At 53.9% G+C, this 22,926-nt stretch carries 21 protein-coding genes; 10 read left to right on the forward strand and 11 right to left on the reverse strand.

Annotated features, from left to right (window positions below):
• Positions 1 to 484 precede the first annotated feature (484 nt).
• Both RT657_RS06520 and RT657_RS06525 read left to right on the forward strand, forming a co-directional pair.
• Positions 485 to 1,030: a cysteine hydrolase family protein gene (locus RT657_RS06520; protein WP_313653223.1), complete on the forward strand. Its 546-nt coding sequence runs from the start codon at positions 485 to 487 to the stop codon at positions 1,028 to 1,030.
• 305 nt (positions 1,031 to 1,335) lie between these two features.
• A complete protein-coding gene (locus RT657_RS06525; RefSeq protein WP_313653224.1) occupies positions 1,336 to 1,773 on the forward strand; it encodes a VOC family protein in 438 nt (145 codons plus the stop codon).
• A 129-nt stretch (positions 1,774 to 1,902) separates the two neighbouring features.
• Here RT657_RS06525 and RT657_RS06530 read toward each other — a convergent pair whose 3' ends face one another.
• Positions 1,903 to 2,196 carry a DUF1330 domain-containing protein gene (locus RT657_RS06530; protein ID WP_313653226.1) on the reverse strand — a complete coding sequence of 98 codons (294 nt, stop codon included), beginning with the start codon at positions 2,194 to 2,196 and terminating at the stop codon, positions 1,903 to 1,905.
• A gap of 459 nt (positions 2,197 to 2,655) precedes the next feature.
• Here RT657_RS06530 and RT657_RS06535 point away from each other — a divergent pair, with 459 nt between their 5' ends.
• The 3 genes from RT657_RS06535 (at position 2,656) to RT657_RS06545 (ending at position 5,524) form a co-directional block, all read left to right on the forward strand.
• Entirely contained in the window at positions 2,656 to 3,561 is a 906-nt protein-coding gene (locus tag RT657_RS06535; RefSeq protein ID WP_313653228.1) for a LysR substrate-binding domain-containing protein, read from the forward strand.
• A gap of 221 nt (positions 3,562 to 3,782) precedes the next feature.
• Positions 3,783 to 4,049, forward strand: a complete 267-nt coding sequence (locus tag RT657_RS06540; protein WP_313653230.1) for a hypothetical protein — start codon at positions 3,783 to 3,785, stop codon at positions 4,047 to 4,049.
• Between the two features lie 803 nt (positions 4,050 to 4,852).
• Complete coding sequence (locus tag RT657_RS06545; RefSeq protein WP_313653232.1) at positions 4,853 to 5,524, forward strand: winged helix-turn-helix domain-containing protein; 672 nt, start codon at positions 4,853 to 4,855, stop codon at positions 5,522 to 5,524.
• Between the two features lie 418 nt (positions 5,525 to 5,942).
• Here RT657_RS06545 and RT657_RS06550 read toward each other — a convergent pair whose 3' ends face one another.
• The gene (locus RT657_RS06550) at positions 5,943 to 7,421 is read right to left on the reverse strand and encodes a SulP family inorganic anion transporter (protein ID WP_313653234.1); all 1,479 of its coding nucleotides are present in this window, start codon (positions 7,419 to 7,421) and stop codon (positions 5,943 to 5,945) included.
• A gap of 635 nt (positions 7,422 to 8,056) precedes the next feature.
• Here RT657_RS06550 and RT657_RS06555 point away from each other — a divergent pair.
• Positions 8,057 to 9,325 (forward strand): DUF2254 domain-containing protein, encoded by a 1,269-nt coding sequence (locus tag RT657_RS06555; protein ID WP_313653236.1) that lies wholly within the window; start codon positions 8,057 to 8,059, stop codon positions 9,323 to 9,325.
• Between the two features lie 84 nt (positions 9,326 to 9,409).
• A complete protein-coding gene (locus RT657_RS06560; RefSeq protein WP_313653238.1) occupies positions 9,410 to 11,404 on the forward strand; it encodes a choline BCCT transporter BetT in 1,995 nt (664 codons plus the stop codon).
• 333 nt (positions 11,405 to 11,737) lie between these two features.
• On the opposite strand, the gene RT657_RS06565 is transcribed toward RT657_RS06560, so the two are convergent.
• From RT657_RS06565 to RT657_RS06590, 6 genes are all read right to left on the reverse strand, one after another.
• The gene (locus RT657_RS06565; RefSeq protein ID WP_313653240.1) at positions 11,738 to 12,358 is read right to left on the reverse strand and encodes a protein phosphatase CheZ; all 621 of its coding nucleotides are present in this window, start codon (positions 12,356 to 12,358) and stop codon (positions 11,738 to 11,740) included.
• Between the two features lie 437 nt (positions 12,359 to 12,795).
• A complete protein-coding gene (locus tag RT657_RS06570) occupies positions 12,796 to 14,040 on the reverse strand; it encodes an aromatic amino acid transporter (protein ID WP_313653242.1) in 1,245 nt (414 codons plus the stop codon).
• Positions 14,041 to 14,145: 105 nt separating this feature from the next.
• A complete protein-coding gene (locus RT657_RS06575) occupies positions 14,146 to 14,400 on the reverse strand; it encodes a hypothetical protein (RefSeq protein ID WP_313653243.1) in 255 nt (84 codons plus the stop codon).
• Positions 14,401 to 14,492: 92 nt separating this feature from the next.
• Positions 14,493 to 14,969: a glutathione peroxidase gene (locus RT657_RS06580; protein ID WP_313653244.1), complete on the reverse strand. Its 477-nt coding sequence runs from the start codon at positions 14,967 to 14,969 to the stop codon at positions 14,493 to 14,495.
• 168 nt (positions 14,970 to 15,137) lie between these two features.
• Positions 15,138 to 15,938 (reverse strand): SDR family oxidoreductase, encoded by an 801-nt coding sequence (locus tag RT657_RS06585; RefSeq protein ID WP_313653245.1) that lies wholly within the window; start codon positions 15,936 to 15,938, stop codon positions 15,138 to 15,140.
• 476 nt (positions 15,939 to 16,414) lie between these two features.
• Complete coding sequence (locus tag RT657_RS06590) at positions 16,415 to 16,900, reverse strand: DUF2938 family protein (RefSeq protein WP_313653246.1); 486 nt, start codon at positions 16,898 to 16,900, stop codon at positions 16,415 to 16,417.
• Between the two features lie 70 nt (positions 16,901 to 16,970).
• Here RT657_RS06590 and RT657_RS06595 point away from each other — a divergent pair, with 70 nt between their 5' ends.
• Entirely contained in the window at positions 16,971 to 17,372 is a 402-nt protein-coding gene (locus tag RT657_RS06595) for a MerR family transcriptional regulator (protein WP_313653247.1), read from the forward strand.
• 423 nt (positions 17,373 to 17,795) lie between these two features.
• On the forward strand, positions 17,796 to 19,136 hold the full coding sequence (locus RT657_RS06600) for an MFS transporter (RefSeq protein WP_313653248.1): 1,341 nt from the start codon (positions 17,796 to 17,798) through the stop codon (positions 19,134 to 19,136).
• Between the two features lie 163 nt (positions 19,137 to 19,299).
• Here the strand turns inward: RT657_RS06600 and RT657_RS06605 are convergent, their stop codons facing one another.
• Positions 19,300 to 20,220, reverse strand: a complete 921-nt coding sequence (locus tag RT657_RS06605) for an AraC family transcriptional regulator (RefSeq protein ID WP_313653250.1) — start codon at positions 20,218 to 20,220, stop codon at positions 19,300 to 19,302.
• 105 nt (positions 20,221 to 20,325) lie between these two features.
• Here RT657_RS06605 and RT657_RS06610 point away from each other — a divergent pair, with 105 nt between their 5' ends.
• Positions 20,326 to 21,156, forward strand: coding sequence for an oxidoreductase (locus RT657_RS06610; protein ID WP_409520979.1), 831 nt, complete (start codon positions 20,326 to 20,328; stop codon positions 21,154 to 21,156).
• 72 nt (positions 21,157 to 21,228) lie between these two features.
• Here RT657_RS06610 and RT657_RS06615 read toward each other — a convergent pair whose 3' ends face one another.
• On the reverse strand, positions 21,229 to 22,179 hold the full coding sequence (locus tag RT657_RS06615; RefSeq protein ID WP_313653254.1) for a hydroxyacid dehydrogenase: 951 nt from the start codon (positions 22,177 to 22,179) through the stop codon (positions 21,229 to 21,231).
• Positions 22,179 to 22,871: an RraA family protein gene (locus RT657_RS06620; protein WP_313653256.1), complete on the reverse strand. Its 693-nt coding sequence runs from the start codon at positions 22,869 to 22,871 to the stop codon at positions 22,179 to 22,181. The genes RT657_RS06615 and RT657_RS06620 overlap by 1 nt, the downstream gene beginning before the upstream one ends.
• Between the last annotated feature and the right edge of the window lie 55 nt (positions 22,872 to 22,926).

Raw genomic sequence — 22,926 nt, forward strand, 5'->3', positions numbered from 1 at the left:
ACTATGGGAGTGAGGATCGTGATGAATGGTTCACCGGAGAGCGTTGGTATTATGGCCAGGTCATGTAATAGCGCTGTGATTAATATCTAAATGTCCGCTTCTGGCACAACGCGGCCAGGCTGATTGGGATGAAGGGCCGCTATGAGCGAGAAGCGGAAGCCAGTATTGTCTTTTGTGAGTTCGTGATATATCAACAGGGGAGGTCATCAATCTGGAATTATATCCGTTGAAATCCCTGATTTCCGATGTTACAAGATGAAGAGCATATTTAAAGATGCTTAGTATTGACTAATTCTCAACTCAACAGAGCACGTCTGAAAATGATTAAGTTAGCTAAGCCAGTGACAACCGCGACCACCACCGAAACCTTCGGCGGCGTGTGCGCATCTGTGACTGACTTCTGACAAAACAGATTCTGACTCCCCGCCCAACCGGACGGGGAAGAAAATCTCTCCGTTCATAACTTACTGAATGGAGAGATATCATGACTTCATCTGAAAATGCACTTTTAGTTATTGATATGCAGCAGGGGCTATTCAGAGGTCCCTCTTTGCCCCATTCCGCAGACTCAGTTTTGTCAAACATTTGCCTGCTTATACAAAAAGCCAGGCAGGCGCAGGTGCCGGTATTTTTTGCCCGCCACACCGGACCTGACGATTCCCCCTTCTCTGAGCAAAGTCCCTTAACACAACTGATACCCGAAATGAGAATAAATGCTGCGTTCGATATCGTTTTCAGCAAAAAATATCCCAATTGTTTCCGGGATATGTGCCTTCAGTTTCAGCTCGGCAAACGGGAAATAAAACAACTTGTCATCGCCGGGATGAAAACAGAATTCTGTGTGGACACTACCTGTCGTGCAGCACCTGAACTGGGGTTCAGGACCGTGCTGATTTCAGATGCGCACACCACAATGGATAACGGCTGTTTGGCAGCTAACGAAATCATCAACCATCACAACGCCACCCTGGCAGGCCCGTTTGTGACGCTTGCGACAGCCGCGGACTGGCAATTTTATTCTGATAAATGAGTTAAAACTGAGAGCCGTCCGCCGGGCGGCTGAAGTGCAAAAAGTCCGCCAGGAGCGAGAAGCGGACATTACTAACATCGCGGATTATTAATTAACTGGGTACAGGCCAACACAGTCACGTATTTTTTCCACAGGGATTAGCTAACGTGCATAGAACTCACGGTGGATAATCATAAATATATCATTAAGGGAAGGCTTAACTGTATGTTTTAATGATTAAACTAACTCCGCACCTATCGTAAAGTATTAAAGTGGAGATTTCGGATAGTCTGATGCTCATTTGTTGAAACTCAACAGGCAATCTCATGATAAAAAATGCGGACCACGTTGGTTTTTCAGTTAAAAACATTGACGAGTCAATGTTCTTCTGGACCCATGTTCTTGGAGGGGAGTTATTACGCAAAGGGAAAATGTCTGGGCCAATCATTGATGAAGTCACAGGCGCAAGAGGGGCTGATGTACGAATGGCGTTGCTTGAGCTGGCTGGTATCAAAATTGAATTACTGCAATACGATAACATTATACAGCCAGAAGAACCCGCAGCACCCTACATCTCTGGCTATGCTCACCTTGCGTTTATCGTTGAGGATCTTGATACGCTCTTGAACAAAGTATCGAAGTATGGCTGGAAAACACCAGGTAAACCTCAGACAGTCTTATCAGGCCCCATGCAGGGAACCAGAGTGATATATTTACAAAGCCCCGACGGACAGACGCTAGAGTTAATGGAGCGCGGTCAATAAAGTTTACATGGTCTGACCTGTTATCTGCTTATTGAAACAATGATCTTTGCAATGTCCGCTTCTGGCACAAAGCGGACTATACGCAAGCCAGTATCCGCTAAGCACCAATAGAGGATGTGTTGCTTAAAGTCAGAAACCCGCGCCTTCAACCAAAACAAATGTGCCCGTCGCCGCGCCTGCCCGGATTGATTTTGCTAGTTGATACGCAGGGCTTTCATAAAAACGCCTGGCTTCGTCATAAGAATCAAATTTAAAAATGACATGCCGTTCGTGAGCTTCTCCTTCAAGATTTTCATATTGTCCGGACCAGGCAATGATTTTTGGCGCAAAAGCTTTCATCGCTTCCCCGGCGGCCTGGGCATATTCAGCATAAGCCGCAGAGTCTGAAACTGTTACATGCGCGATTAAATAACCTTTATTCATTTCATATCCTCGTTAAGAGTAAAAGATCCGCATTGGCTGATAAACAGCTGTGATATACGCGGGCGCGTGTAAAACCGTTAAATTCGATGCTGTTTGGTTAAAAAAAGCAGCGTAAATTGTCTTTGGGCAGGTATCCCTGATGTGCAGTGGCAGCCTGTGTATCGCTCAGGAGAAAGCAGCGCCTCCATGGTCACGGCAAGAGGTGGCCCGGATGCTCCGTTAACCAGGCGCGCCGATAAGGATGGCGCGGATACATTCAGCCACAGCAATTGCCATCCGTTGCTTGTACCCCTGATCAGAGTGGCAGATCACCACCCCACAAATGATTTTTCCAGAATTCAGTCATTCAACGTTCTTTAAAAAGTTATGCGAGAGAGATAACGTGCAATCACTTTATTAACGATTTAGATTGCAATAAACGCCTGAAAAAGTGACGCACTGTTACTTAGAGAATGTACAATGAAGAATCTCGATGTACTGGCTATTTTTGCGCGTGTGGCAGAAATGAGAAGCTTTACTCAGGCTGCCGAAAGCCTTGGTATTCAGAAAGGCCGTGTTTCAACGGTGGTCCGCGACCAGGAAAAGGAGGTGGGTGCGACACTTCTGTGTCGGACAACACGAACTGTACAGCTGACAGAGGAAGGGCGACTTTTTTATTCGCGCGCACGCGATTTGTTGTCGGAAACAGAAGAACTTCAGTCCATGTTCAGGGATGTAAGTACGCCATTACGAGGACGGTTACGCGTGGATATGCCAGCTGTGCTGGCGCAGAGCGTAGTGATACCGGCACTGCCTGCGCTACTCGATGCGCACCCCGAGTTGCAGCTGGAGCTTTCAAGTAGTGACCGCTATGTCGATCTGGTCCAGGAAGGGATTGACTGTGTTGTCCGGCTTGGGCCCATTTTGGACGAAACGCTAATCGCCCGGCCTTTGGGGCATCTGCGCATAATTAATGCAGCAAGTCCGGCCTATCTTCAACGCTTTGGTGTGCCTGCGTCGCTCGACGAGCTCGTTACGCAGGGACATCGGATGGTTCATTACACGCGGAATTTTGGTTCCAGGCATGAAGGCTGGCAATATCCCGCAGCCGATGGTTTTCACTCGCTGATGTTACCCGGTGCAATAGTCGTCAATAGCGTACCGGCTTATCATGATGCAGGACTGGCGGGGCTGGGCTTAATACAGGGCGGCTATTCTTCTCTGCTGCCCTATATTAAACGTGGCGAACTGGTGGAAATTCTTCCCCATCTTCGTCCACAGCCGCTGACGGCTTCTTTTGTCGTCGCACACCGGCGCAGCTTATCAAAGCGTGTCAGAGCTTTTATGGACTGGATGGAAGAAACCTTAAGAACTTATTTTGACTGACGTTAGCGTTAATGGAAAGTGAGTTGAACTGAAAGGCTCATGCCCGCTTTACGCAATTATCGAACCCGTCCTGATCACAGCTTCGCTGAAAACTACGGGCTAGACAGGCCGGGGCACAATGGCGCTACGTTGCTCAGGAAAGGCCTGCATCTTTTAAACATCGTTCATCAGACAACACAATTTCGTATGCTGACATGACCCACGACGATGGAGTACGGTTGATGAAAATAACATTCAGCAAAGAAGATGGAACGACTGTAACGCAGGATATTTCTTCTTTAACTATCACTCTGAACAATGGTGAAACGCTTGAAATTAGCGAAGACAGTGAGGGCCGTCCACCGCATCTTTCTGAAGGCGTAACCCTGTGGGGAGGAAAAATGCCACAGGAGAATGCCACCCTGGATGAGCTTAAGTCTTCGACACGCGTGTTAGGTATTTATCCGCTGGCAGCCAATGTGATCCACGTTTTTCCTGTTCTTAAGTAACTGCTTAGCCAGCAGATGATAAATGTTCAACAGGCTGAGTTAATCCTGCTATTAAATTTAGCCTGAGGGCAGGACGGCAACCTGAAAAAGCTGTCAGTGCCCTATTCAGGCCTTTCTGATGATGTTTCCCATCGTTCTGAAAAAGAAACGTGATGGTTTTACTTTCTCATAAAGCCCAGGCCTTCCAGCAATTGCGCTTTTTGAGGTTTGTACAAAAAACAGGACCGAAGATTTAGCCGCGCCTGCACTGACACTTCTTCTGGCGCGCAACCCAACCGCTTTCAGCACACCTTCATCCGCGTTAGGGTTTTTTTAATCTTCGACAGTGAGAATGAAGATTGCTCTTTTTCTGAACAAAACGGCTATCTCTCGAGGGATTTTCTCTGGCTTCTGGCCTGACGAGTTTTGCTACCGTGACAGAGCGCCAGGCACCGCTGCCAGAAAATCCCGGGATCAGCGCCTGCTCTGTTTTGGCATGGTGCGGGAACAGGAGGCGTTCAGTAAAAATCCCGGTACATAACGGCTTTTACGGGGGGCTGTCAGGATCACTTTACAGTGTGATTTATATTAATCTGATTTAACATTAGGAAGCGTAAGGCCGGATGCAGTGGTGACAGTAAAATGGCTGTCAGTATTTCTCTCACTGTCGCTTTGACGCCTTTTCCTGGCTTTTGCGACAATAATTAGTGAGGTATGGCTTTCGGTGACTGAAAAATCGGGCATTCAGTGAGTTGACATTTTGTGCCTTTTAGATAATTTGAGTTTAATTTTACTTAACGTTAATCAGGCTGGCGGAGTCGTCAATGCGCATTCTGATCTATGACAAAAATAAGGCTTCTTCCCGCTTCGCTCCAGCGTTTATAAGCCGACTGGGGTTTGTGACGGATACCTTTTCAGATACGGATAACGCCCTGCGTTCGCTAAAAAAGTTCCGTCCTGATGTCTTTATCATCAGCACTCATTTGCTCTGTGAACAGCACTGCGCGCTGATCAGGCGTTATCGCAAAAGAGGATTTACCACACCCGTTATCGTCACCGCGACAGAAAGCACTCAGGCTATCAGAATTGCTGCCTATGAAGCCGGAGCGGATGACATTATTTCTGATGGCATCGAGCCTGAAGAGTTTGTTGCGCGTATCAGCGCCATTGACCGTTGCAGCCGGGGAATTGCCTCAAGCCGGATAACGCTGCCGCCTTACGAACTCGACTTAACAGGTAAGCAGGTATTAAAAAATGGTACACAGATCGATCTGACCAACTTCGAGTATCTGGTGGCCGAGTTCCTGATGAAGCGAAATGGCAAAGTTGTGACGCGGGATGAACTAATGGGCCAGCTTTACTCAGACGCTGACCTGCGCAATCAGGATGTCGTTAACGTTCTGATCTGTCGGCTGAAGAAAAAACTGTGCCGGAACTCCGGATTTCAGATTCAAAGTATCCGCGGGCTTGGCTATGTCTTCTGGCCGCAGCTGTAGCTGCCCGAATCTGAGCCGCTTCGCGTCCTGCAACGTGAGCAATTGTTCAGGGCCGGGCCGGAGTGCTACGCCGGACGCTCTGCGGGAAAGGGCCGGACCAGCCGGCTGAAATCCCAGACAGACGGAGTCTCAGCCGTTGTTAAGGATGATAAAGCGGTGATGCCGGTTTCAGCTGAGGCATACGCATGATGCCGCGGCAAAAAGAGGCCTGCGGCGCAGGCCCCCGGAAATTAATGCAGCGTCATTGGCTTCTGAACGTCACCACCGGAAAGCGTGACCGTTCGCCGACGGCAGAAACAGCCCTGTTTTCGGCACCTGCATCAATGCCATTTCCAGGCCGTCCGGGATGCATACGCAGAGACCCGGCAGACTGAGAATGCTCCGGTCACCCGATGATTCAGGACGCAACGTTTGTGAATCAATGACCGCTCATCAGTTTTTCCGCTTCTTCGGGTTTTTCATGCACGCCGAAACGATCAACGAGCGTCCGGGTCGCATCATTCATCCCTCTGATTTCCACCACGGCGCCTTCCAGGCGAAACTTAACCACAATACGATCCAGCGCGCTCACCGACGTGATGTCCCAGAAATGGGCGTGCGTCACGTCAATGATTACGCGCTTCAGCGACTCGCGAAAGTCGAAATTGCCGGTGAAGCGATCGGCCGAGGCAAAGAAGACCTGCCCGGTCACTGTATAGGTGCGGGTCCCGTCTTTCAGCTCAGAGGTGACCGCCATAAAGCGGGCTACCTTAGTAGCGAAGTTCAGCGACGCAATCAGTACACCGGTCAGCACGCCAAACGCCAGGTTGTGGGTTGCCACCACCACAGCAACGGTCGCCAGCATGACCACGCTGGTTGAAACCGGGTGAGTACGCAGGTTCGCAATCGAACGCCATGAGAAGGTGCCGATGGAAACCATAATCATCACCGCCACCAGCGCGGCCATAGGGATCTGCGACACCCAGTCGCGCAGGAACACCACCATCAGCAGCAGCACCACGCCCGCCGTCAGCGTGGAGAGCCGCCCGCGACCGCCCGATTTTACGTTAATCACCGACTGACCAATCATCGCACAGCCCGCCATCCCGCCGATAAATGATGTGCAGATATTGGCGATGCCCTGCGCCTTACACTCGCGGTTTTTATCGCTCGGCGTGTCGGTCATATCGTCCACGATGGTGGCGGTCATCATGGACTCCAGCAGTCCGACCACGGCGAGTCCCGCCGAATAGGGCAGGATGACCAACAGGGTATTAAGGTTAAGCGGGATGTCCGGAATGAGAAACACCGGCAGGCTATCCGGCAGTTTGCCCATGTCGCCCACCGTGCGCACATCCAGATGCAGCCACATGGAAATGGCGGTCAGCACAACGATGCAGACCAGCGGGGAGGGAAGTGTTTTATTCAGGAGGGGGAAGAGATAAATAATCGCCAGACCGGCAGCCGTGAGCGCGTAGACGTGCCAGGTCACGTTGGTCAGCTCCGGCAGTTGTGCCATGAATATCAGTATAGCCAGCGCATTAACGAATCCGGTCACGACCGAACGGGAGACATAGCGCATCAGGCTGCCAAGCTTCAGATATCCGGCCATCAGCTGGATGACGCCGGTCAGCACGGAGGCAGCCAGCAGATACTGCAGCCCGTGATCTTTAACCAGTGTCACCATCAGCAGCGCCATCGCGCCGGTTGAGGAGGAGATCATCGCCGGGCGACCGCCCAGAAAGGCCATGACAAGGGGGATGCAGAAGGCGGAATAGAGGCCGACCTGCGGATCGACGCCAGCAATGATAGAAAAGGCGATTGCTTCAGGAATAAGCGCGAGCGCAACCACAATACCGGCAAGGACGTCACCACGGACGTTACCCAGCCAGTCCTTACGCGTTGAGGACAGCAGCATAGTCATTTCTCAGATTTTGAATACAGTCAGCCCTGAAGGGCAAAAAATTCAGATATAAAGAAGCACATCCGCAAACAGGATGTTATTGAGTGCGCGACTGAGATGCCTCAGTGCAGCAGGGAAGGGTGACGACTCAGGGTGGCGTAAGACGCATGATGTATGGATTCTCCTTTACGGCAATAGCGTGCCTTCAGGATGGAAGTAAGCCAGTCTCCGGTTGCGGCGCTGGCAGCGAAGCCCGATCTGCGCATAAGGCCGATCAGAACAGGCTGAATACTATAAACGAAAACAGAAGGAGGTCAATCTCTGCTCAAAACGCAGGGCGAGGGCATAGAGCATTGCACGGCTGATGACGCGAGAATAAAGCTGGCCTGGCGGGATCGCGTCAGGGCAGACAGAGAGAGGTAAATCGTGCACCCCCGGCTATGCTTACTCTGAAGCCGGACGGACCCTTCCCGCAACGGCAGAGAAACAGATGTGCGCCGCGCCAGTCATTAAGGACGCGGCGCGTCTGGGTGCCGATGCCAGACTGCCGTTCGTCGCGCCGCTGTCGCAGCAGAACGGGCAGCACAAAGGCCGCGCGACCGGATGCACAAACTGTTCAGCCGTAACTGAAATTAATAACAGGTGACATGATGTCTAAAACGCAGTGGATTATTCACCGGCTGACCCGCCAGCTCTGGTTTCGCAGTTCACTATTCGCCGTGCTGGCGGTGATTACTGCTCTGGTCGCGATCGCGATTAAACCCTTCATTCCTATCTCTATGTCGGGCATCGTAGGAAGTGATGCGGTGGATAAGATACTGACTATCCTCGCCTCCAGCATGCTGGCCGTGACGACCTTTTCACTCAACATCATGGTCTCTGCGTATAATTCTGCCAGCAGCAGCGTCACGCCCCGCGCTACCGTTCTGTTACTTGAAGACGGCACGACCCAGACAATGCTGGCAACCTTTATCGGCTCCTTCCTGTACAGCCTGGTGGGGATTATCGCGCTCGGCATGGGGGCTTATGGCATGCAGGGGCGCGTTATTCTGTTTTTTGTCACCCTGGGTGTTATTGCCATGATTGTGATCACCCTGCTGCGCTGGATTCAGCATCTGGCACAGTTTGGCTGTCTGTCTGATACGTCGCATCGCGTTGAGGAAGCCACGACGGCTGCTCTTCACCATCGCCTCCGGTCACCCTGTATGGGCTGCGCCTTCTGGGACGGTAGTCTGCCGGAAACGATCCCGCTGCAATGCGTTTACCCCCCGCAGGCGGGCTATCTGCAGCATCTGGACCTGCAGGAACTCTCCGGCTTCGCAGAGGAAAAAGCGTGCCATCTTTATCTCACCGCGCAGCCGGGCAGCTTTGTTCACGGCGCTGCCCCGCTGCTCTGGTGCGATAGGCCGCTTGCAGATGAAGATCTTCAGCAACTGCTCAGCGCCTTTACGCTGGGGGAACAGCGCTCGTTTGAACAGGATCCCCGTTTCGGACTCTGCGTGCTGTCGGAAATTGCCTCACGCGCGCTCTCTCCGGCGGTCAACGATCCCGGTACGGCAATCGATATTATCGGACGGGCGGTCCGGCTGTTCAGCCCGGCCGGACTGCAGGACCCGGAAACCCCGCATTATTCGCGGCTCTTTATGCAGCCAGCCGCGATAGGCGATATGTTCGACGATATCTTTACTGGCATCGCACGCGATGGGGCCGCCCTGGTGGAGGTGCAGTTGCGCCTGCAGAAAGCGTTACAGGCATTAGCGATGATCGCACCGCATCGTTATGGCGCGGATGCGAAGCGGCATGCGCAGCTTGCAGTGATGCGCGCTAAACTCGCAATGACCTGTGAGGCGGATAAAAATGCAGTGGAACGTGTTGCAGGCTGGCAGGCAGATGCCGTTTCGTCGGATAGTTCGCTGTAATTTTAATCAAACAAGGCCGTTTCGCTTTTACTCTTCCATACTGATTGTTACATTTGGCCTTCATTCACTTTGCTCAGGATACTTATGTCTTCATCAGAAACTGAAATGCAACACAAGCGAAGCCACATCAATCCACCGGTTTTTTTCACCTCAGCCATACTTATCATTATCCTGGTAGCCTTTGCAGCACTCTTCCCTGAACAGGCTGATGTGCAACTGAGTGCACTGCAAAACTCTCTATTCGCCAACGCCAGCTGGTTCTATATTCTGGCCGTCGCGCTGATTTTGCTGACTGTCGCCTATCTGGGTTTCTCCCGTTATGGCGATATCAAGCTCGGCCCGGATCATGCGGAGCCCGATTTCAGCTACCACTCCTGGTTTGCCATGCTGTTTTCGGCAGGCATGGGCATCGGACTGATGTTCTTCGGTGTGGCGGAACCCGTGATGCACTACATGGCACCACCTACGGGCCAGCCAGAAACGGTTGAGGCTGCCCGGGAAGCCCTGCGCATCACCTTCTTCCACTGGGGTCTGCACGCCTGGGCGATTTATGCCATTGTGGCGCTGATTCTGGCGTTCTTCAGCTACCGGCACGGATTACCCCTGACCCTGAGATCGGCGCTTTATCCGATTATCGGTGACCGTATTTATGGCTGGATGGGACATGCTGTTGATATTTTTGCCGTTATCGGTACGGTCCTGGGCGTAGCGACTTCGCTGGGTTACGGGGTGCTGCAGGTGAATGCCGGGCTGAATCACCTGTTTGGTCTGCCGGTTAATCAGACTATGCAGGTGATTCTGATTGTCGGCATTACCGCACTGGCGACGCTCTCCGTGGTTTCGGGGCTGGATAAAGGCATCCGCATCCTGTCTGAAATCAACCTGACGCTGGCCGTGCTGCTGTTAATTATGGTGGGCGCATTGGGCCCGACTGTGCTGCTGCTGAAATCCTTTGTGGAGAACACCGGCGGTTATCTCTCTGAACTGGTCACCAAAACCTTCAACCTCTATGCCTATGAACCTAAATCGAGTAAGTGGCTTGGTGGCTGGACGCTGTTCTACTGGGGCTGGTGGCTGGCCTGGTCGCCGTTTGTCGGGATGTTTATTGCCCGTGTCTCACGTGGTCGCACAATCCGCGAGTTCGTCACCGGCGTACTCTTCGTGCCCGCCGGTTTCACGCTGCTCTGGATGACCTTTTTCGGCAACAGCGCAATCTGGCTGATCATGCAGGAGGGGGCTACTGATCTGGCGCAGACGGTAATGAGCGATCAGACACTGGCGCTGTTCAACTTTCTGGAGCATTTCCCCTTCAGCGCCGTGCTCTCGTTTATCGCTATGGCAATGGTCGTCGTATTCTTTGTCACCTCCGCCGACTCCGGCGCGATGGTGGTGGATACGCTGGCAGCGGGCGGGACCGACAACACCCCCGTCTGGCAGCGCATATTCTGGGCCGCCCTGATGGGCGTCGTCGCAGTCACGCTGCTGCTGGCGGGGGGGATGAAAGCGCTGCAGACCGTCACCATCGCCAGCGCACTGCCCTTCGCGATAATTCTGCTGATGTCGATCTATGGCTTGCTTAAGGCACTGCGCATCGATGCCTGGAAGCGTGACAGTAAGCAGATTGCCACTATCGCCCCAACCGCGGCGCGTAATCCGATCCCGTGGCAGCGGCGGTTACGAAATATCGCTCACTTCCCGAAACGCTCACAGGTGAAGCGGTTTATGGCCGAGGTCATCTATCCAGCCATGGAGATGGTAGAGCAGGAACTGGCGAAGCAGAATACTGTGTCGCATACCTGGAACGATGTTGAAGATCGTGTGCGCTTCGAGGTGGATTTGGGCAACGAGCTTAACTTTGTCTATGAAGTGCGGGCGCGCGCCTATCTGCAGCCAGCCTTTGCCCTGGCGGGCATGTCTGGCAGCGATAAGGCAGAGGAGCAGAAATATTATCGCGCCGATGTTTATCTTAAAGAGGGCGGTCAGGATTATGATGTGATGGGCTGGAATCAGGAGCAGATCATTAATGATATTCTCGATCAGTATGAGAAGCATCTGCACTTCCTGCACATTGTACGCTGATGCATGACTGATTTAAAAAAGAGGAGCCTGGCTCCTCTTTTTTTGATCCCGGCATCGCTTTTACTCCTGAGTCAGCGTCCTGTCTGGCGGGGTATGACACGCTCTCGGATACACTCAGAATCTGAATGAGCTGTCAGTTATCAATGCTTAACATACACGGGCTGGTGGCGAGGTCAGCTTCCGGGTTTTCTGTTACTTTCTTTTTCAGCATCCGCTTTTCGCAAGATTGTTTTATTCGATATGTGCAGCATCTGCATCTGGCACAGACGTTAACCTGAATTGCAAACCGGTGCTGTTCGTTATAGCAAGGCTCTCCGGACAAAGTCTGTCCGCCTAGATCCCCAGGCTGGCGAGCAGATCATCCACGTCATCCTGACTGGCCGCCTGTTCAGCAGGCGCAGGCGACTGAGGCGGCGCGGCACGTTCACTGGTGGTCGCTGACGCGGATTTATCGCGGATGATCTGAATCAACTGCTGTTCGCATTGATTCAGAACCGCCATCATGCGCTGCACAATCTGCCCGGTCAGATCCTGAAACCCCTGCGCCATCATAATGGCGTGTAATTGCTGCTGGGTCCGGCCAGTAATACGTGGCACATCATCCAGCCAGGCTCGCGTGTCCGCGGCTAAGGCCTGCGCCTGGTCACTGTTAAGCGGCTGACTGGCGTTAGTTTCCCAGCGTTGCGTGAGCTGCTCTGCGTTATCAGCCAGCAGTGTCTGCATCGGCTGAGTGGCTTCGACGCTGTTGATGACGCCATCCGCGGCTTCCCGCGTCAGCGTGACGACGTAGCCGAGCCGTTCACGCGCGTCCGGGATGCTGCCCGCCACCTCGGCAATGGTTTTATCAAGCCCCAGCTGTTGCAGACTGTCGTGCAGCGTTCGCAGAATAGCGCCGGTCCGCGCGGTGATCTCGCTGATTTGCTGTTGCTCACTGTGGGTATCGGGTAATGGCATGGATGTTATCTCCTGTGTACAAAATGTCGCTACCAGTGGTTATCGGCAGTTCGCCACGGTTTTTGAATCTCCTGAAAATTTTTAATGGTCCGAAAAGAGACGATCCTGGGGTGCGGGTCAGGTCGGGCATCCGCTTAGCGATACACAGAAAGTGTCAGGGCAGTGAATATCGTCTTAAACCCAGGAGTTTCTGTAAAGAGAGGGAAGTGGTCAGGGCGGAATTTCATTCAGACGCCAGTGAGGGTTCAGCCACGAAAACGTAACTCTGCTTCAGGACATCGCAGGTCCGGTCAGAGAAGACTTCATTTTGTTTGTCAGGCCCGGTATCTGCGCCCGCTAAACAGCTGGCAAAAGAGGAAATACAGTCATCTTTTTCCCTGACTGGCCGTTCAGCGTGCCAGCATCTGACTAAACGAGGCTGGCACATTTTTACGAGGTTAAAACACCGGCAGCAAATGAAACTCGCTGAGCGTCCACGAGAGGATATTCAGCACCGCGAAGGTCATGATGATGCCCAGCTGCAGCGGATCCCATCTGCTGCTCTGATATCCGGAAGAGGGGCAAGCCTTTATCTTCAGATGGAGCATCCCCGGAATGATAACGGCCCAGAGCGTCGCAAGCAGGCCCGCATAGCCGATGGCGGTGACGAATCCATCGGGGTAAAGCAGCGACAGGCTTAACGGCGGCAGGAAGGTCATAGCCGTGGCTTTGAGGCGGCCCATCCGGGTAGCAGGGATGCTGAAGCGATCGCTGATGTAGTCCACCAGACCGGCGGTGACCCCCACGAAGGAGCAGATAACCGCAAAATGTGAAAACACAGAAAAGAGCAGCGAGAGGCGCGTGGTCACGCCGTCGGGATTAAACGCCCGCATCAGGGCGGCAATGTCGCCGCCCTGTCTGGCGATCTCCGGGAAGGCAGAACGGGGCAGATTGCCCATGGTGCAGAGGATCCAGAACAGATAGATAACCAGCGCCATAGCCGTGCCGAAGCACAGGCACCGCTTCACACGGCGCGCATCGCCATCATAATAGGCGATCAGGCCGGTGATGTTGCCGTGATAGCCGAACGAGGCGAGGCAAAAGGGCACGATACCGAGCATATAAGGCCAGTAGGTTCCTGCCGGATTGTCGTTGTCCAGCAGATAATCGCTGTTCACGGTCGTCAGTAACCCGCCAAACAACGCCAGCAGCAGCACAATTTTGGCGATGAGCAGAACAGACATGATCCGGCCTATGCTGCTGGTTCCCAGCCAGACGATAGCGGCAACTGTCACCCCCAGGATAACTTTCGCGTCTGAGGATGAGACGCTGAGGCCGGTCAGTGCGCTCAGTGAGTGCTCGTAAACCGGCCCGGTTGCGGAAATATAGGCATAGGTCAGAATGCCCAGCACGAACATCAGGCTCAGGCCATTGATTTCCGCCCAGCCGCGGCCTGACAGGTCACGTACGATTTTGTCATAGCCGGTTTCCAGCGGATAGTGCTGGCTGACGCGCTGAAACAGCAGGCCACTGATCAGCATACTGATCCAACTAAACGCCAGTATCAGCAACGACCAGCCAAACCAGGCGCCTGCCATCACGACCGGCAGAATAAACATGCCTGCACCAACCACTGTGCCGCAAATGATGGTCGCTCCCCAGAATACCGAAGGGGAACGCCCTGAAACTGCACTCTCTGACATGTGGGTTTCCTGAAGCGTTAAATTAAGCGCAGAAGAATAGCGTTATTCGACGGGTTCTGGCTAATCAACTTGCGATCTTCTTCCGGTTATCTGTACAGAAACAGGTTAACTATGCCATTCACAGGTGAGTGTGCAGGAGATCATGTCACCCGTGATGCTGTCGGGCATGCACAGCAGGTTCTGCAGATAGAGCATGGTGATGAGACTCACGCCGGTGAAGACGCCAGGGATAAACTGATAGATCAACATCGCAGTATGAAATAGCAGGCCCCTTTGCAGGATGCAGGTTAAGCCGAGGACGGGGTTTTTTAGCGCATTTCTGATATGTCCGGCCAGCATGATTAGACCGGCCAGCAGCATCAGCGCGCCTTCATTGTTTTATGAATGACCGTTCCGGCGCTGCGGACAGGACGTAATCATAGCAGGACTGGTTCATCCGCTGACTGTGTAGATTAAAGGGCCGCCTGAATCGCTGCTTCTGTCTTTTCCGGCGTGGTAATCGGCGCGAATCGCCTGAGTGGCTGACCATCGCGACCAATCAGAAACTTCGTAAAGTTCCACTTAATCCGGCCGCCCAGCACACCAGGTAGCGCCGTTTTCAGATAGCGAAACAGCGGATGCGCCGACGCGCCATTGACCTCAACTTTGGTGAACATCGGGAAACTGACCCCGTAGTTTATATGGCAGGTCTGCGCGATCTCGCCGGCACCGCCAGGCTCCTGCTTACCAAACTGATTGCAGGGGAATCCCAGAATAACCAGACCCTGATCGGCGTATTTTTTATAGAGTGTTTCCAGACCCGCATACTGCGGCGTGAATCCACATTTGCTGGCGGTGTTCACCACCAGCACCACCTTGTCAGCGTAGTCGGCCATCGTGACAGGCTTGCCATCCAGGCGGGTGGCAGTGAATTGATAAAAAGGCGACATACCATCATCCTCAGAGCAGAATCCGTTTTGCATCTACCTTAACACAGTGAGCGTAGTCGCTGTTGAGCGGAACACCTCTGCGGGCACAGGGTGCAGTCTGCCTGGCAGGCGGGGGATAGAGGCTCTCCCCGCCCGCCTGAACGCGGCCCCAGGCACCGGTTCAGGGCATCAGCCGTTGTCGCGGAAGCCGGGATAGAGGCTCATTCCGCCATCAATAAACAGCGTGGTGCCATGCACATAGTCTGACAGGTCACTGGCCAGCCACACGACCGCATTGGCGACATCTTCCGCTTCGCCGATGCGGCCATAGGGGATCAGTTTCAGCAGTGCTTTGCCTGCTTCGCCCTGGGTAGTGTCTTCATTAATCGCGGTGGCGATCGCGCCCGGTGCGATGCCGTTAACGCGGATGCGCTCTTCACCCACTTCCTGCGCCAGGGTCTGCATCAACAGATCCACCCCACCTTTGGAGGCGGCATAGTTGACGTGACCTGCCCACGGAATGCGCTGATGGACCGAACTCATGTGAATGATTTTTCCCGCCGCGCGGCTGATCTGCGTGTCATGGCTCTGTTTGCGAAACTGACGCAGTGCGGCGCGCGCGCAGAGAAACTGACCGGTCAGATTCACGTCAATGACGGTGTTCCAGTCTTCTAGTGACATCTCAATGGAGGGGGCATCTTTCTGTAGGCCGGAATTAGCGACCAGAATATCCAGCCTGCCAAATTCCGCGATCGTCTGGCTGAAAAGGGCGTCAACGTCCGCCTCTTTCGACACGTCGCCCTTCACGGTGATGGCCTGGCCTCCCGCCGCCCGGATTTTTTCAACCAGTTCCCGGGCCGGTTCTGCCTGACTGTGGTAGTTCACCACCACACTGGCTCCTGCCCTTGCGAGTCCTTCTGCACAGGCGTAGCCGAGGCCCGAGCTGGCGCCGGTGACCAGTGCAACCTGGTTTTCGAGTGATAAGATCATGAGGCTTCCTTTATTGGCAGATGATGCGCTTCATTAACCTGGCAAGCTTTATCCAAAGCGTAAACGTCGATGCTTCACTGACACGACGTTCAGTCACCCTGGCGCTGGCTGAAGCGCGCTACGGGTCTGAGTCACTGAATTATAGATGCGAAGTTGGCGGTTAGCCGTTACCCAGGCGTTGAGGGGAGTCAGCACAAGTCAGTAAGCGGCAGAAAGGCGTGACGGATATAAACCCCGTGCGGGCGGCAGTCGCAGAAATCAGACTGTGAGACGAGGTCGCTTGCGTATCCGTCAGCCAGTTGTTTTATGAAAAGCGCAAAACGAGTCCGGCTGTACAAAGGCCCTCTCTGCGATGAGTCACTCCCGGAATAATTGCTCTGCTCCGCAGGCCATCCTGCGCCACAGCAGCGAATTACTGAAATCCTTAATCAGGCGATCTGAACATTATGGGGTTCACAGCCGTTGTAAGAGGGTGGTCATAGCCTGATAAGCAATCCGGTAAGGTAAAGGCCGACGCCGTATGCCACGTGGGTCAGCAGGCTGAACAGCCGTGCAGGCCAGGGGCGTGGAGCACATGAAGCGGCAAAGCCAAAACCCAAAGCAGGTTGCAGTAACAGGAAAGGAAATAACAGGGTCAGAAGGCCTGTAAAAATGCTCATCATCAGGAAAGGTTTTTCTGACCAGCGCGGCCCGCTGAGCATTAAGGGGATAAAGGCAAAAACGATGCCTGTCATATAGTGAGACACCCACCCCGTCAGACACTCTCCGCGAAGTGGCGCGGCGTTGAAAATGGTTTTATGCCATAACTTTCCTTTAGGAACCCACAAAATCCAGCGACCCAAAAGTGCATAGTTAAGCGGAGCAGTCTTAAGCATATATTTCTGGAAGAGAGACCAGAGATCCATCACAAGTGTGGCACCCATGCCCGTCAGTACGACCTGAAGAAGAGTAAACCGGTTCATATAATCATCCTTATCCTGAGAGCGTGTTAAGCTGGTGGACAGTGTGCAACTTAAAGTCAGGTTTAAGTCAATGAAAGATGAACTGGATATCAGAGAGGTCGCTACGCTTTCAGGCGTTCAGCCCTCAGCGTTACGTTTTTATGAGAAGAAGGGGTTAATCACGCCGATTTGCCGTCATGGCCTGAGAAGGCAGTATCACAAAAATGTGTTGGAAAAACTCGAGCTTATCGTGCTCGGCCAGGCAGCCGGATTTACACTGGATGAGATGGCAGCAATGGTAAACCCGGCGGGTCAGACCGCTATCGACAAAGAACAGCTTATCCGCCGAGCCAGAGACATTGATCGTACCATTCGCCAGTTAAAAGTGTTCAGCAGTGGACTCAGGCATATTGCCCGCTGTACAGAACAGGATCACACCCAATGTGAAGAGTTCCGGAGTGTGATCGCGAGAGGAAACCGGCTGATCAGGTAACGACTTCTCACCATACCGGTCTCTGTTGCGATTCTGCACTCTTCAGACGAACTCAATGAGGAACCGCCCTGTCATCCGGGCTACGCCAGCGTCTGCGGTTTTACTCCGTAAAGCAGTTATTCGCGACAGGCGGCACTGATATGCGATCACACGTCAGAGACGAACAGGAGGGCATCCCCTCCCGCAACACAGGTTCACTTGTACGCTGCTCTTCACTACCCCCTCTGCAACGACACGCCCGTCACATAAAATAAAACTGATGTGTCCTTTTTTGTGACAACTTGCACAACCTGATTACATCTTCCGGCGGGAGAGTCGTTTTATCGTGATAATAGTTTTACTGAGTACATTGATGTTTTACAGAGTAAAACCAAACGTCCGGCGTTACGTGCGCAGGTCGATGACAAAATTGTGAGGATCATCATGTCTGAAAAACAGCACATCACGACATTCTCTGCCGATATCGAGCAGCAGACCGTTAAAAAGGTGGTCTGGCGCATTTTGCCTTTTCTGATCGTCTGCTATCTGATTGCCATTATTGACCGCGGTAATATCGGCATGGCTTCATTGCAGATGAACGAAGATCTGGGCCTGTCAAAGGCGGTGTTTGGTCTGGCGAGTAGCCTGTTTTTCGTCGGTTACTTTCTGTTTGAAGTGCCCAGCAACCTGGCAATGCAGAAGATCGGAGCAAAAATCTGGATCTCCCGCATCATGGTATCGTGGGGCGTCATCTCGGTCTGTACGGCGTTTGTGGAGAGCGCCAACACGCTCTATATTTTGCGCTTTTTACTGGGTGCGGCAGAGGCCGGATTCTTCCCTGGTGTGATTCTCTATCTGACCTACTGGATCCCCGGCAAATACCGTGCGCGCGTGATTGCCACCTTCATGGTCGCGATCCCGGCGGCAAACTTTATCGGCTCGCCAGTTTCAGGTCTGATTCTGTCACTCGATGGCTGGTATGGCCTGCGCGGCTGGCACTGGTTATTTATTCTGGAAGGGATCCCGGCCGTGATCCTGGGCATCGCTGCCTTCTTCTTACTCAGCAATCGTCCCTCTAACGCCAGCTGGCTGAACGAAGAGCAGAAAGCCTGGCTAAACGCGACGCTGGAGGCTGAAAACGCGAAGAAAAAAGCGATTGGTCATATCTCGCTGTGGCAACTGCTGCGTCACAAACATATCTGGATAATGGCGCTGATCTACGCTGGCGCGTCTGCGGCGGGTTCGACGCTAAGCGTCTGGTCTCCGCAACTGCTTAAATCCTATGGACTGGATAATCTCACCACCGGATTAGTGAATGCGATTCCTTATGGTCTGGCGTCGATTCTGATGATTGTCTGGGGCAGAAGTTCTGACCGCAGCGGTGAGCGTCGCTGGCATACCGCGTTGACCCTGTTCCTGATCGCGGGTGGTCTGCTGTCAGCCTTTATCACCAACAGCCTGACCGGCAGCGTCGTGATCCTGTCGCTGGTTCTGATCGGTGCCTATTCCATGAAAGGGCCATTCTGGGCGCTGGCCTCTGGCTGGATGTCCTCAACCACGGCGGCGGCAGGGCTGGCTGCAATCGGGGCGATGGCAAACCTGATCGGCGGCGGATTGATGGTCAACGTCTACGGCATCATTAATCAGGCGACCGGCAGCCATACGCTGGCGATGGTGCCCCTTGCCATTCTCTGTGGCATCGGCGGTATTGCGGTGCTGATTATGGGCCGAAAAAAAGAGCTGACCATTAACGTCGAAAATGGCGCTTCGCCGGTAAGTAAATAACCTTAGCCCCTGCAGACGCGTTTCAGCGCATCTGCAGGGGCATCCCGCCAGGAAGCCTCCCCGCACAGCAATTCGCTTCGTTACCTTGCTGCAAACTCAGCCTGCGATATTCCCCGGCCACCCCCTGACAGCACGGCGGATACACGCCGTCGCCCGATTCATTCTAATGCGAAGAGATATAACCCGAGCCCGGTGGCGTAGCCGGAAACGCAAAGTGACGCTGCATTCTTCGAATCTCTTCTGCCGGCGGCAGGCCAAACAGCCGTTTAAACTCGCGACTGAACTGAGAAGGACTCTCATAGCCGACAGCATAGCCTGCCGCCGCAGCGGTCAGCTGCTGACGAACCATCAGCATCCGTCCCTGATGGAGGCGGACTGATTTCACATACTGCATGGGCGCGAGCTGGGTGATCGCCTTAAAATGGAGATGAAAGGTTGGCACGCTCATCCCGGTTTCCTTCGCCAGTTGCCCGAGCGTCAGCGGTTCTGCGTAATGCGCATGGATATGCTGCAGGGCTTTACCGATCCTGCCGAAGTGACCCTGTAACGACAAGGCGGCGCGCATTGCGTTTCCCTGCGCACCCGTTAATACGCGGTAATAGAGTTCGCGCAACCGGCAACGCCCCAGGATGGCGGCTTCCGTCGGGTTGTCCAGCACCTCCAGTAAGCGCAGCATTGCCGTTTTTACCCCCTCATCCATTCTGCTCGACATCATGCTTTGCGGTGCCTCCCCAGCGAGAGGCGCGCCCTGCTGGTCGATCTCAATGATCAGCTCTGCCGCCAGCCGTAAGTCAAGATGGAGATACACCGCCAGTAACGGACGCGCTTCAGACGCATCGGTTTCCATTGTGAACGGCACCGGAACCGAGACGGCCAGATAGTGCTGCTCATCATACAGATAGGTCTTCTGACCAAAGTAACCGCGTTTGCTTCCCTGGCAGACAAACACAATCCCCGGATCATACAGCACCGGCGTTTTCTCAAGCGGCCGATCGGCCCGTAAAATCCGCACGTCCGGCAGCGTCGTCAGGTTATAGCCCTCATAGTCAGCAAGTGCTTTTACCCGTGCAATCATGTCGTTCATCGCTGAGCCTCATAAGATCAGGCAAGGAATGGAGAAGATCCGGTCTGAAAATCCGTCAGGTTTGAGAATAACATGCAACTTTTAACTGCACAGGAATGAATGACGATGTCTGCAAAAACGATTTTGATTACCGGCGTCAGCAGTGGATTTGGTCTTGCTCTGGCGAAGGAGGCGCTGCTCGCCGGCCATCGGGTGATCGGGACGGTACGCAACCCTGAGGCATTACAGGATTTCAGGGCGCTGGATCCGGACCGTACTTTAGGTTACCTGCTTGATGTCACCGACACCGATCGGATCGCCGGGGTGGTGGAAGAGGCGGAACGTGCCGCCGGGCCGGTGGATGTGCTGGTGAACAATGCTGGTTACGGGCATGAAGGCATTCTGGAAGAGTCGCCGCTGGCGGAGATGCGCCGCCAGTTTGACGTAAACGTGTTTGGCGCGGTGGCGATGATAAAAGCACTGCTGCCCGGCATGCGCCAGCGTCGTCGCGGGCACATCATCAATATCACCTCAATGGGCGGTTTCATTACCCTGCCGGGCATCAGCTATTACTGTGGCAGCAAATTTGCGCTGGAAGGGATATCTGACACGCTCAGCAAGGAGCTCGCACCCTTTAATATTCATGTGACCGCTGTCGCCCCTGGCTCCTTCCGCACTGACTGGGCTGGGCGATCCATGAGTCGCACGCCGCGCAGCATCCCGGACTATGACGCGTTGTTTAATCCTATCCGTCAGGCCCGTCAGGCGAAAAGCGGGCATCAGCAGGGGGATCCCGTTAAAGCAGCACACGCCATGCTGACACTGATAGCGAGTCCGAACCCGCCCTCGCATCTGTTGCTGGGCAGTGATGCGCTGGACCTGGTGCGGCAGAAAATGGCGGCGCTGAGTGAGGAAATTATGCAGTGGGAACAGGTCACGCTTTCCACCGGGGGATAGGCCATTCCGGCGAATGATCAACGCTTAAACCCGACCGGCCGCTGCTCGCATTCAGGTCGGGCATCAGAACGGTCAGGAAACCGGACTTTCTTTTTTCAGCGGTTCCGCCAGTACGTTCAGGATATTGCTGGCCGCCACGGTGCCCATCTTCACGTAGGAATTATCGCTGACGCCGCCGATATGTGGCGTCAGAATAACATTCTCAACCTGCTGCCAGATGTGCGGGGCAGCCAGCGGCTCGGTGGTGAAACTGTCCAGAGCGGCCCAGGCCAGGGAGCCATTATTCAGTGCCGCTAACAGTGCCTCATCATCAATCAGTCCTCCGCGCGCCGTATTCACCAGAATAGCGCCCGGTTTAAGCAGGGCCAGTTTCTCAGCATTGATCATCTGGCGGGTCTGTTCGGTCAGCGGGCAGTGCAGTGAAATTACATCGGCCTGCTTCAGCAGTTCATCCAGCGAGCGGGATTCACACTCATCAGGAAAAGTGCTGGCGAAGGGATCACTGGCGATGACTTTCATCCCAAACGCCCGTCCGATGCGGGCCACACGGCCGCCGATTGCACCCAGGCCCACCAGCCCCAGCGTTCTGCCTTCCAGCTCAACGGATTTATGCGTGGATTTATCCCAGTATCCCTGGCGCATCCGCTGGTCAAGCGTCAGTACCGATTTGGCACAGGCCAGGATTAACGCCCAGGCATGCTCCGCGACGGCCGCGGCGTTAGCACCCGGCGCGGACTCCACGCGAATATCACGCTCAGCCGCTGCTTTCTGGTCGATCACATCAATACCGCTGCCGTGCTTAGAGATAACCCGTAGCGCCGGTGCGGCATCCATCATTCGGGCGTTAATTTTCCCGTAACGCACCAGAATCGCCACCGGATTATGCTGCTGACATAACCGAATCAGACTTTCTTCGCTGGGCTGCTGACCAGCATAAACAATCCGGTAATCACTGAGCAGGCTGACCGCCTGGGGTGCCAGGTCAGTGCCTGTCACCAGAATTACAGGGGATGGCGTAGTCATCACAGTGTCTCCTCATCAGTCAGCATGCCTGCGCTACGCAGGGCTTTCTCTAACCAGGGCGCGCGCAGGTCGCCATCGCGAATCGCCGCGATGCGGCCGGTTTCGAAATCGAGTTTTTTCTGTGCCAGCGCCAGCAGGGCCGGAACGGATTCACGCGGCAGCACCACCACACCATCAATGTCACCGATGATGAGATCACCCGGCTGAATAGCAGCGCCTGCCACAGAAACCGGCTGATTAACCGGACCCGCGATGGATTTGGTCGGACCGCAGGGATTCAGGCCCGCAGCGAACACCGGGAAGCCATTGGCATGCAGAGCATCGGCATCACGCACCGCACCGTCGATGATGATACCTGCAATGCCAGAGGCTTCCGCCTGGGTTGCCATAATCTCACCGATCAGCGCGCAGCTGATGTCGCCTTTGCCATCAACCACGATGACATCACCGGGTTGAGCAATCGCCAGCGCGGCATGGATAGCCAGGTTATCACCCGGCCTGACCTCTACGGTAATCGCAGGTCCAGCCACTTTCATGGTGCCAGAAACGGGTTTAACGCGTCCATGCAGCGTGCCACGTCGTCCGGCGACATCGGCGAGTATCGCAGCCTGGAACTGCGCTGCCTGTTTTACGAGTTCCGGCGCGATACGGACAATGTCGCGCTTGATGAAAGTATTCTCTGCATGAGACATAGACGCTCCTCGTTTGTTTTACTATGTAAAACTTAGTTGTACAATATAAAACTAC

Origin of the sequence: Pantoea sp., assembly GCF_032114055.1 — a bacterium.
GTDB lineage: Bacteria > Pseudomonadota > Gammaproteobacteria > Enterobacterales > Enterobacteriaceae > Pantoea.

Coding starts and splice junctions, on each gene's coding strand:
- RT657_RS06520 (WP_313653223.1), top strand. CDS start 485: ATGACTTCATCTGAAAATGCACTTTTAGTTATTGATATGCAGCAGGGG.
- RT657_RS06525 (WP_313653224.1), top strand. CDS start 1,336: ATGATAAAAAATGCGGACCACGTTGGTTTTTCAGTTAAAAACATTGAC.
- RT657_RS06530 (WP_313653226.1), bottom strand. CDS start 2,196: ATGAATAAAGGTTATTTAATCGCGCATGTAACAGTTTCAGACTCTGCG.
- RT657_RS06535 (WP_313653228.1), top strand. CDS start 2,656: ATGAAGAATCTCGATGTACTGGCTATTTTTGCGCGTGTGGCAGAAATG.
- RT657_RS06540 (WP_313653230.1), top strand. CDS start 3,783: ATGAAAATAACATTCAGCAAAGAAGATGGAACGACTGTAACGCAGGAT.
- RT657_RS06545 (WP_313653232.1), top strand. CDS start 4,853: ATGCGCATTCTGATCTATGACAAAAATAAGGCTTCTTCCCGCTTCGCT.
- RT657_RS06550 (WP_313653234.1), bottom strand. CDS start 7,421: ATGCTGCTGTCCTCAACGCGTAAGGACTGGCTGGGTAACGTCCGTGGT.
- RT657_RS06555 (WP_313653236.1), top strand. CDS start 8,057: ATGTCTAAAACGCAGTGGATTATTCACCGGCTGACCCGCCAGCTCTGG.
- RT657_RS06560 (WP_313653238.1), top strand. CDS start 9,410: ATGTCTTCATCAGAAACTGAAATGCAACACAAGCGAAGCCACATCAAT.
- RT657_RS06565 (WP_313653240.1), bottom strand. CDS start 12,358: ATGCCATTACCCGATACCCACAGTGAGCAACAGCAAATCAGCGAGATC.
- RT657_RS06570 (WP_313653242.1), bottom strand. CDS start 14,040: ATGTCAGAGAGTGCAGTTTCAGGGCGTTCCCCTTCGGTATTCTGGGGA.
- RT657_RS06575 (WP_313653243.1), bottom strand. CDS start 14,400: ATGCTGCTGGCCGGTCTAATCATGCTGGCCGGACATATCAGAAATGCG.
- RT657_RS06580 (WP_313653244.1), bottom strand. CDS start 14,969: ATGTCGCCTTTTTATCAATTCACTGCCACCCGCCTGGATGGCAAGCCT.
- RT657_RS06585 (WP_313653245.1), bottom strand. CDS start 15,938: ATGATCTTATCACTCGAAAACCAGGTTGCACTGGTCACCGGCGCCAGC.
- RT657_RS06590 (WP_313653246.1), bottom strand. CDS start 16,900: ATGAACCGGTTTACTCTTCTTCAGGTCGTACTGACGGGCATGGGTGCC.
- RT657_RS06595 (WP_313653247.1), top strand. CDS start 16,971: ATGAAAGATGAACTGGATATCAGAGAGGTCGCTACGCTTTCAGGCGTT.
- RT657_RS06600 (WP_313653248.1), top strand. CDS start 17,796: ATGTCTGAAAAACAGCACATCACGACATTCTCTGCCGATATCGAGCAG.
- RT657_RS06605 (WP_313653250.1), bottom strand. CDS start 20,220: ATGAACGACATGATTGCACGGGTAAAAGCACTTGCTGACTATGAGGGC.
- RT657_RS06610 (WP_409520979.1), top strand. CDS start 20,326: ATGTCTGCAAAAACGATTTTGATTACCGGCGTCAGCAGTGGATTTGGT.
- RT657_RS06615 (WP_313653254.1), bottom strand. CDS start 22,179: ATGACTACGCCATCCCCTGTAATTCTGGTGACAGGCACTGACCTGGCA.
- RT657_RS06620 (WP_313653256.1), bottom strand. CDS start 22,871: ATGTCTCATGCAGAGAATACTTTCATCAAGCGCGACATTGTCCGTATC.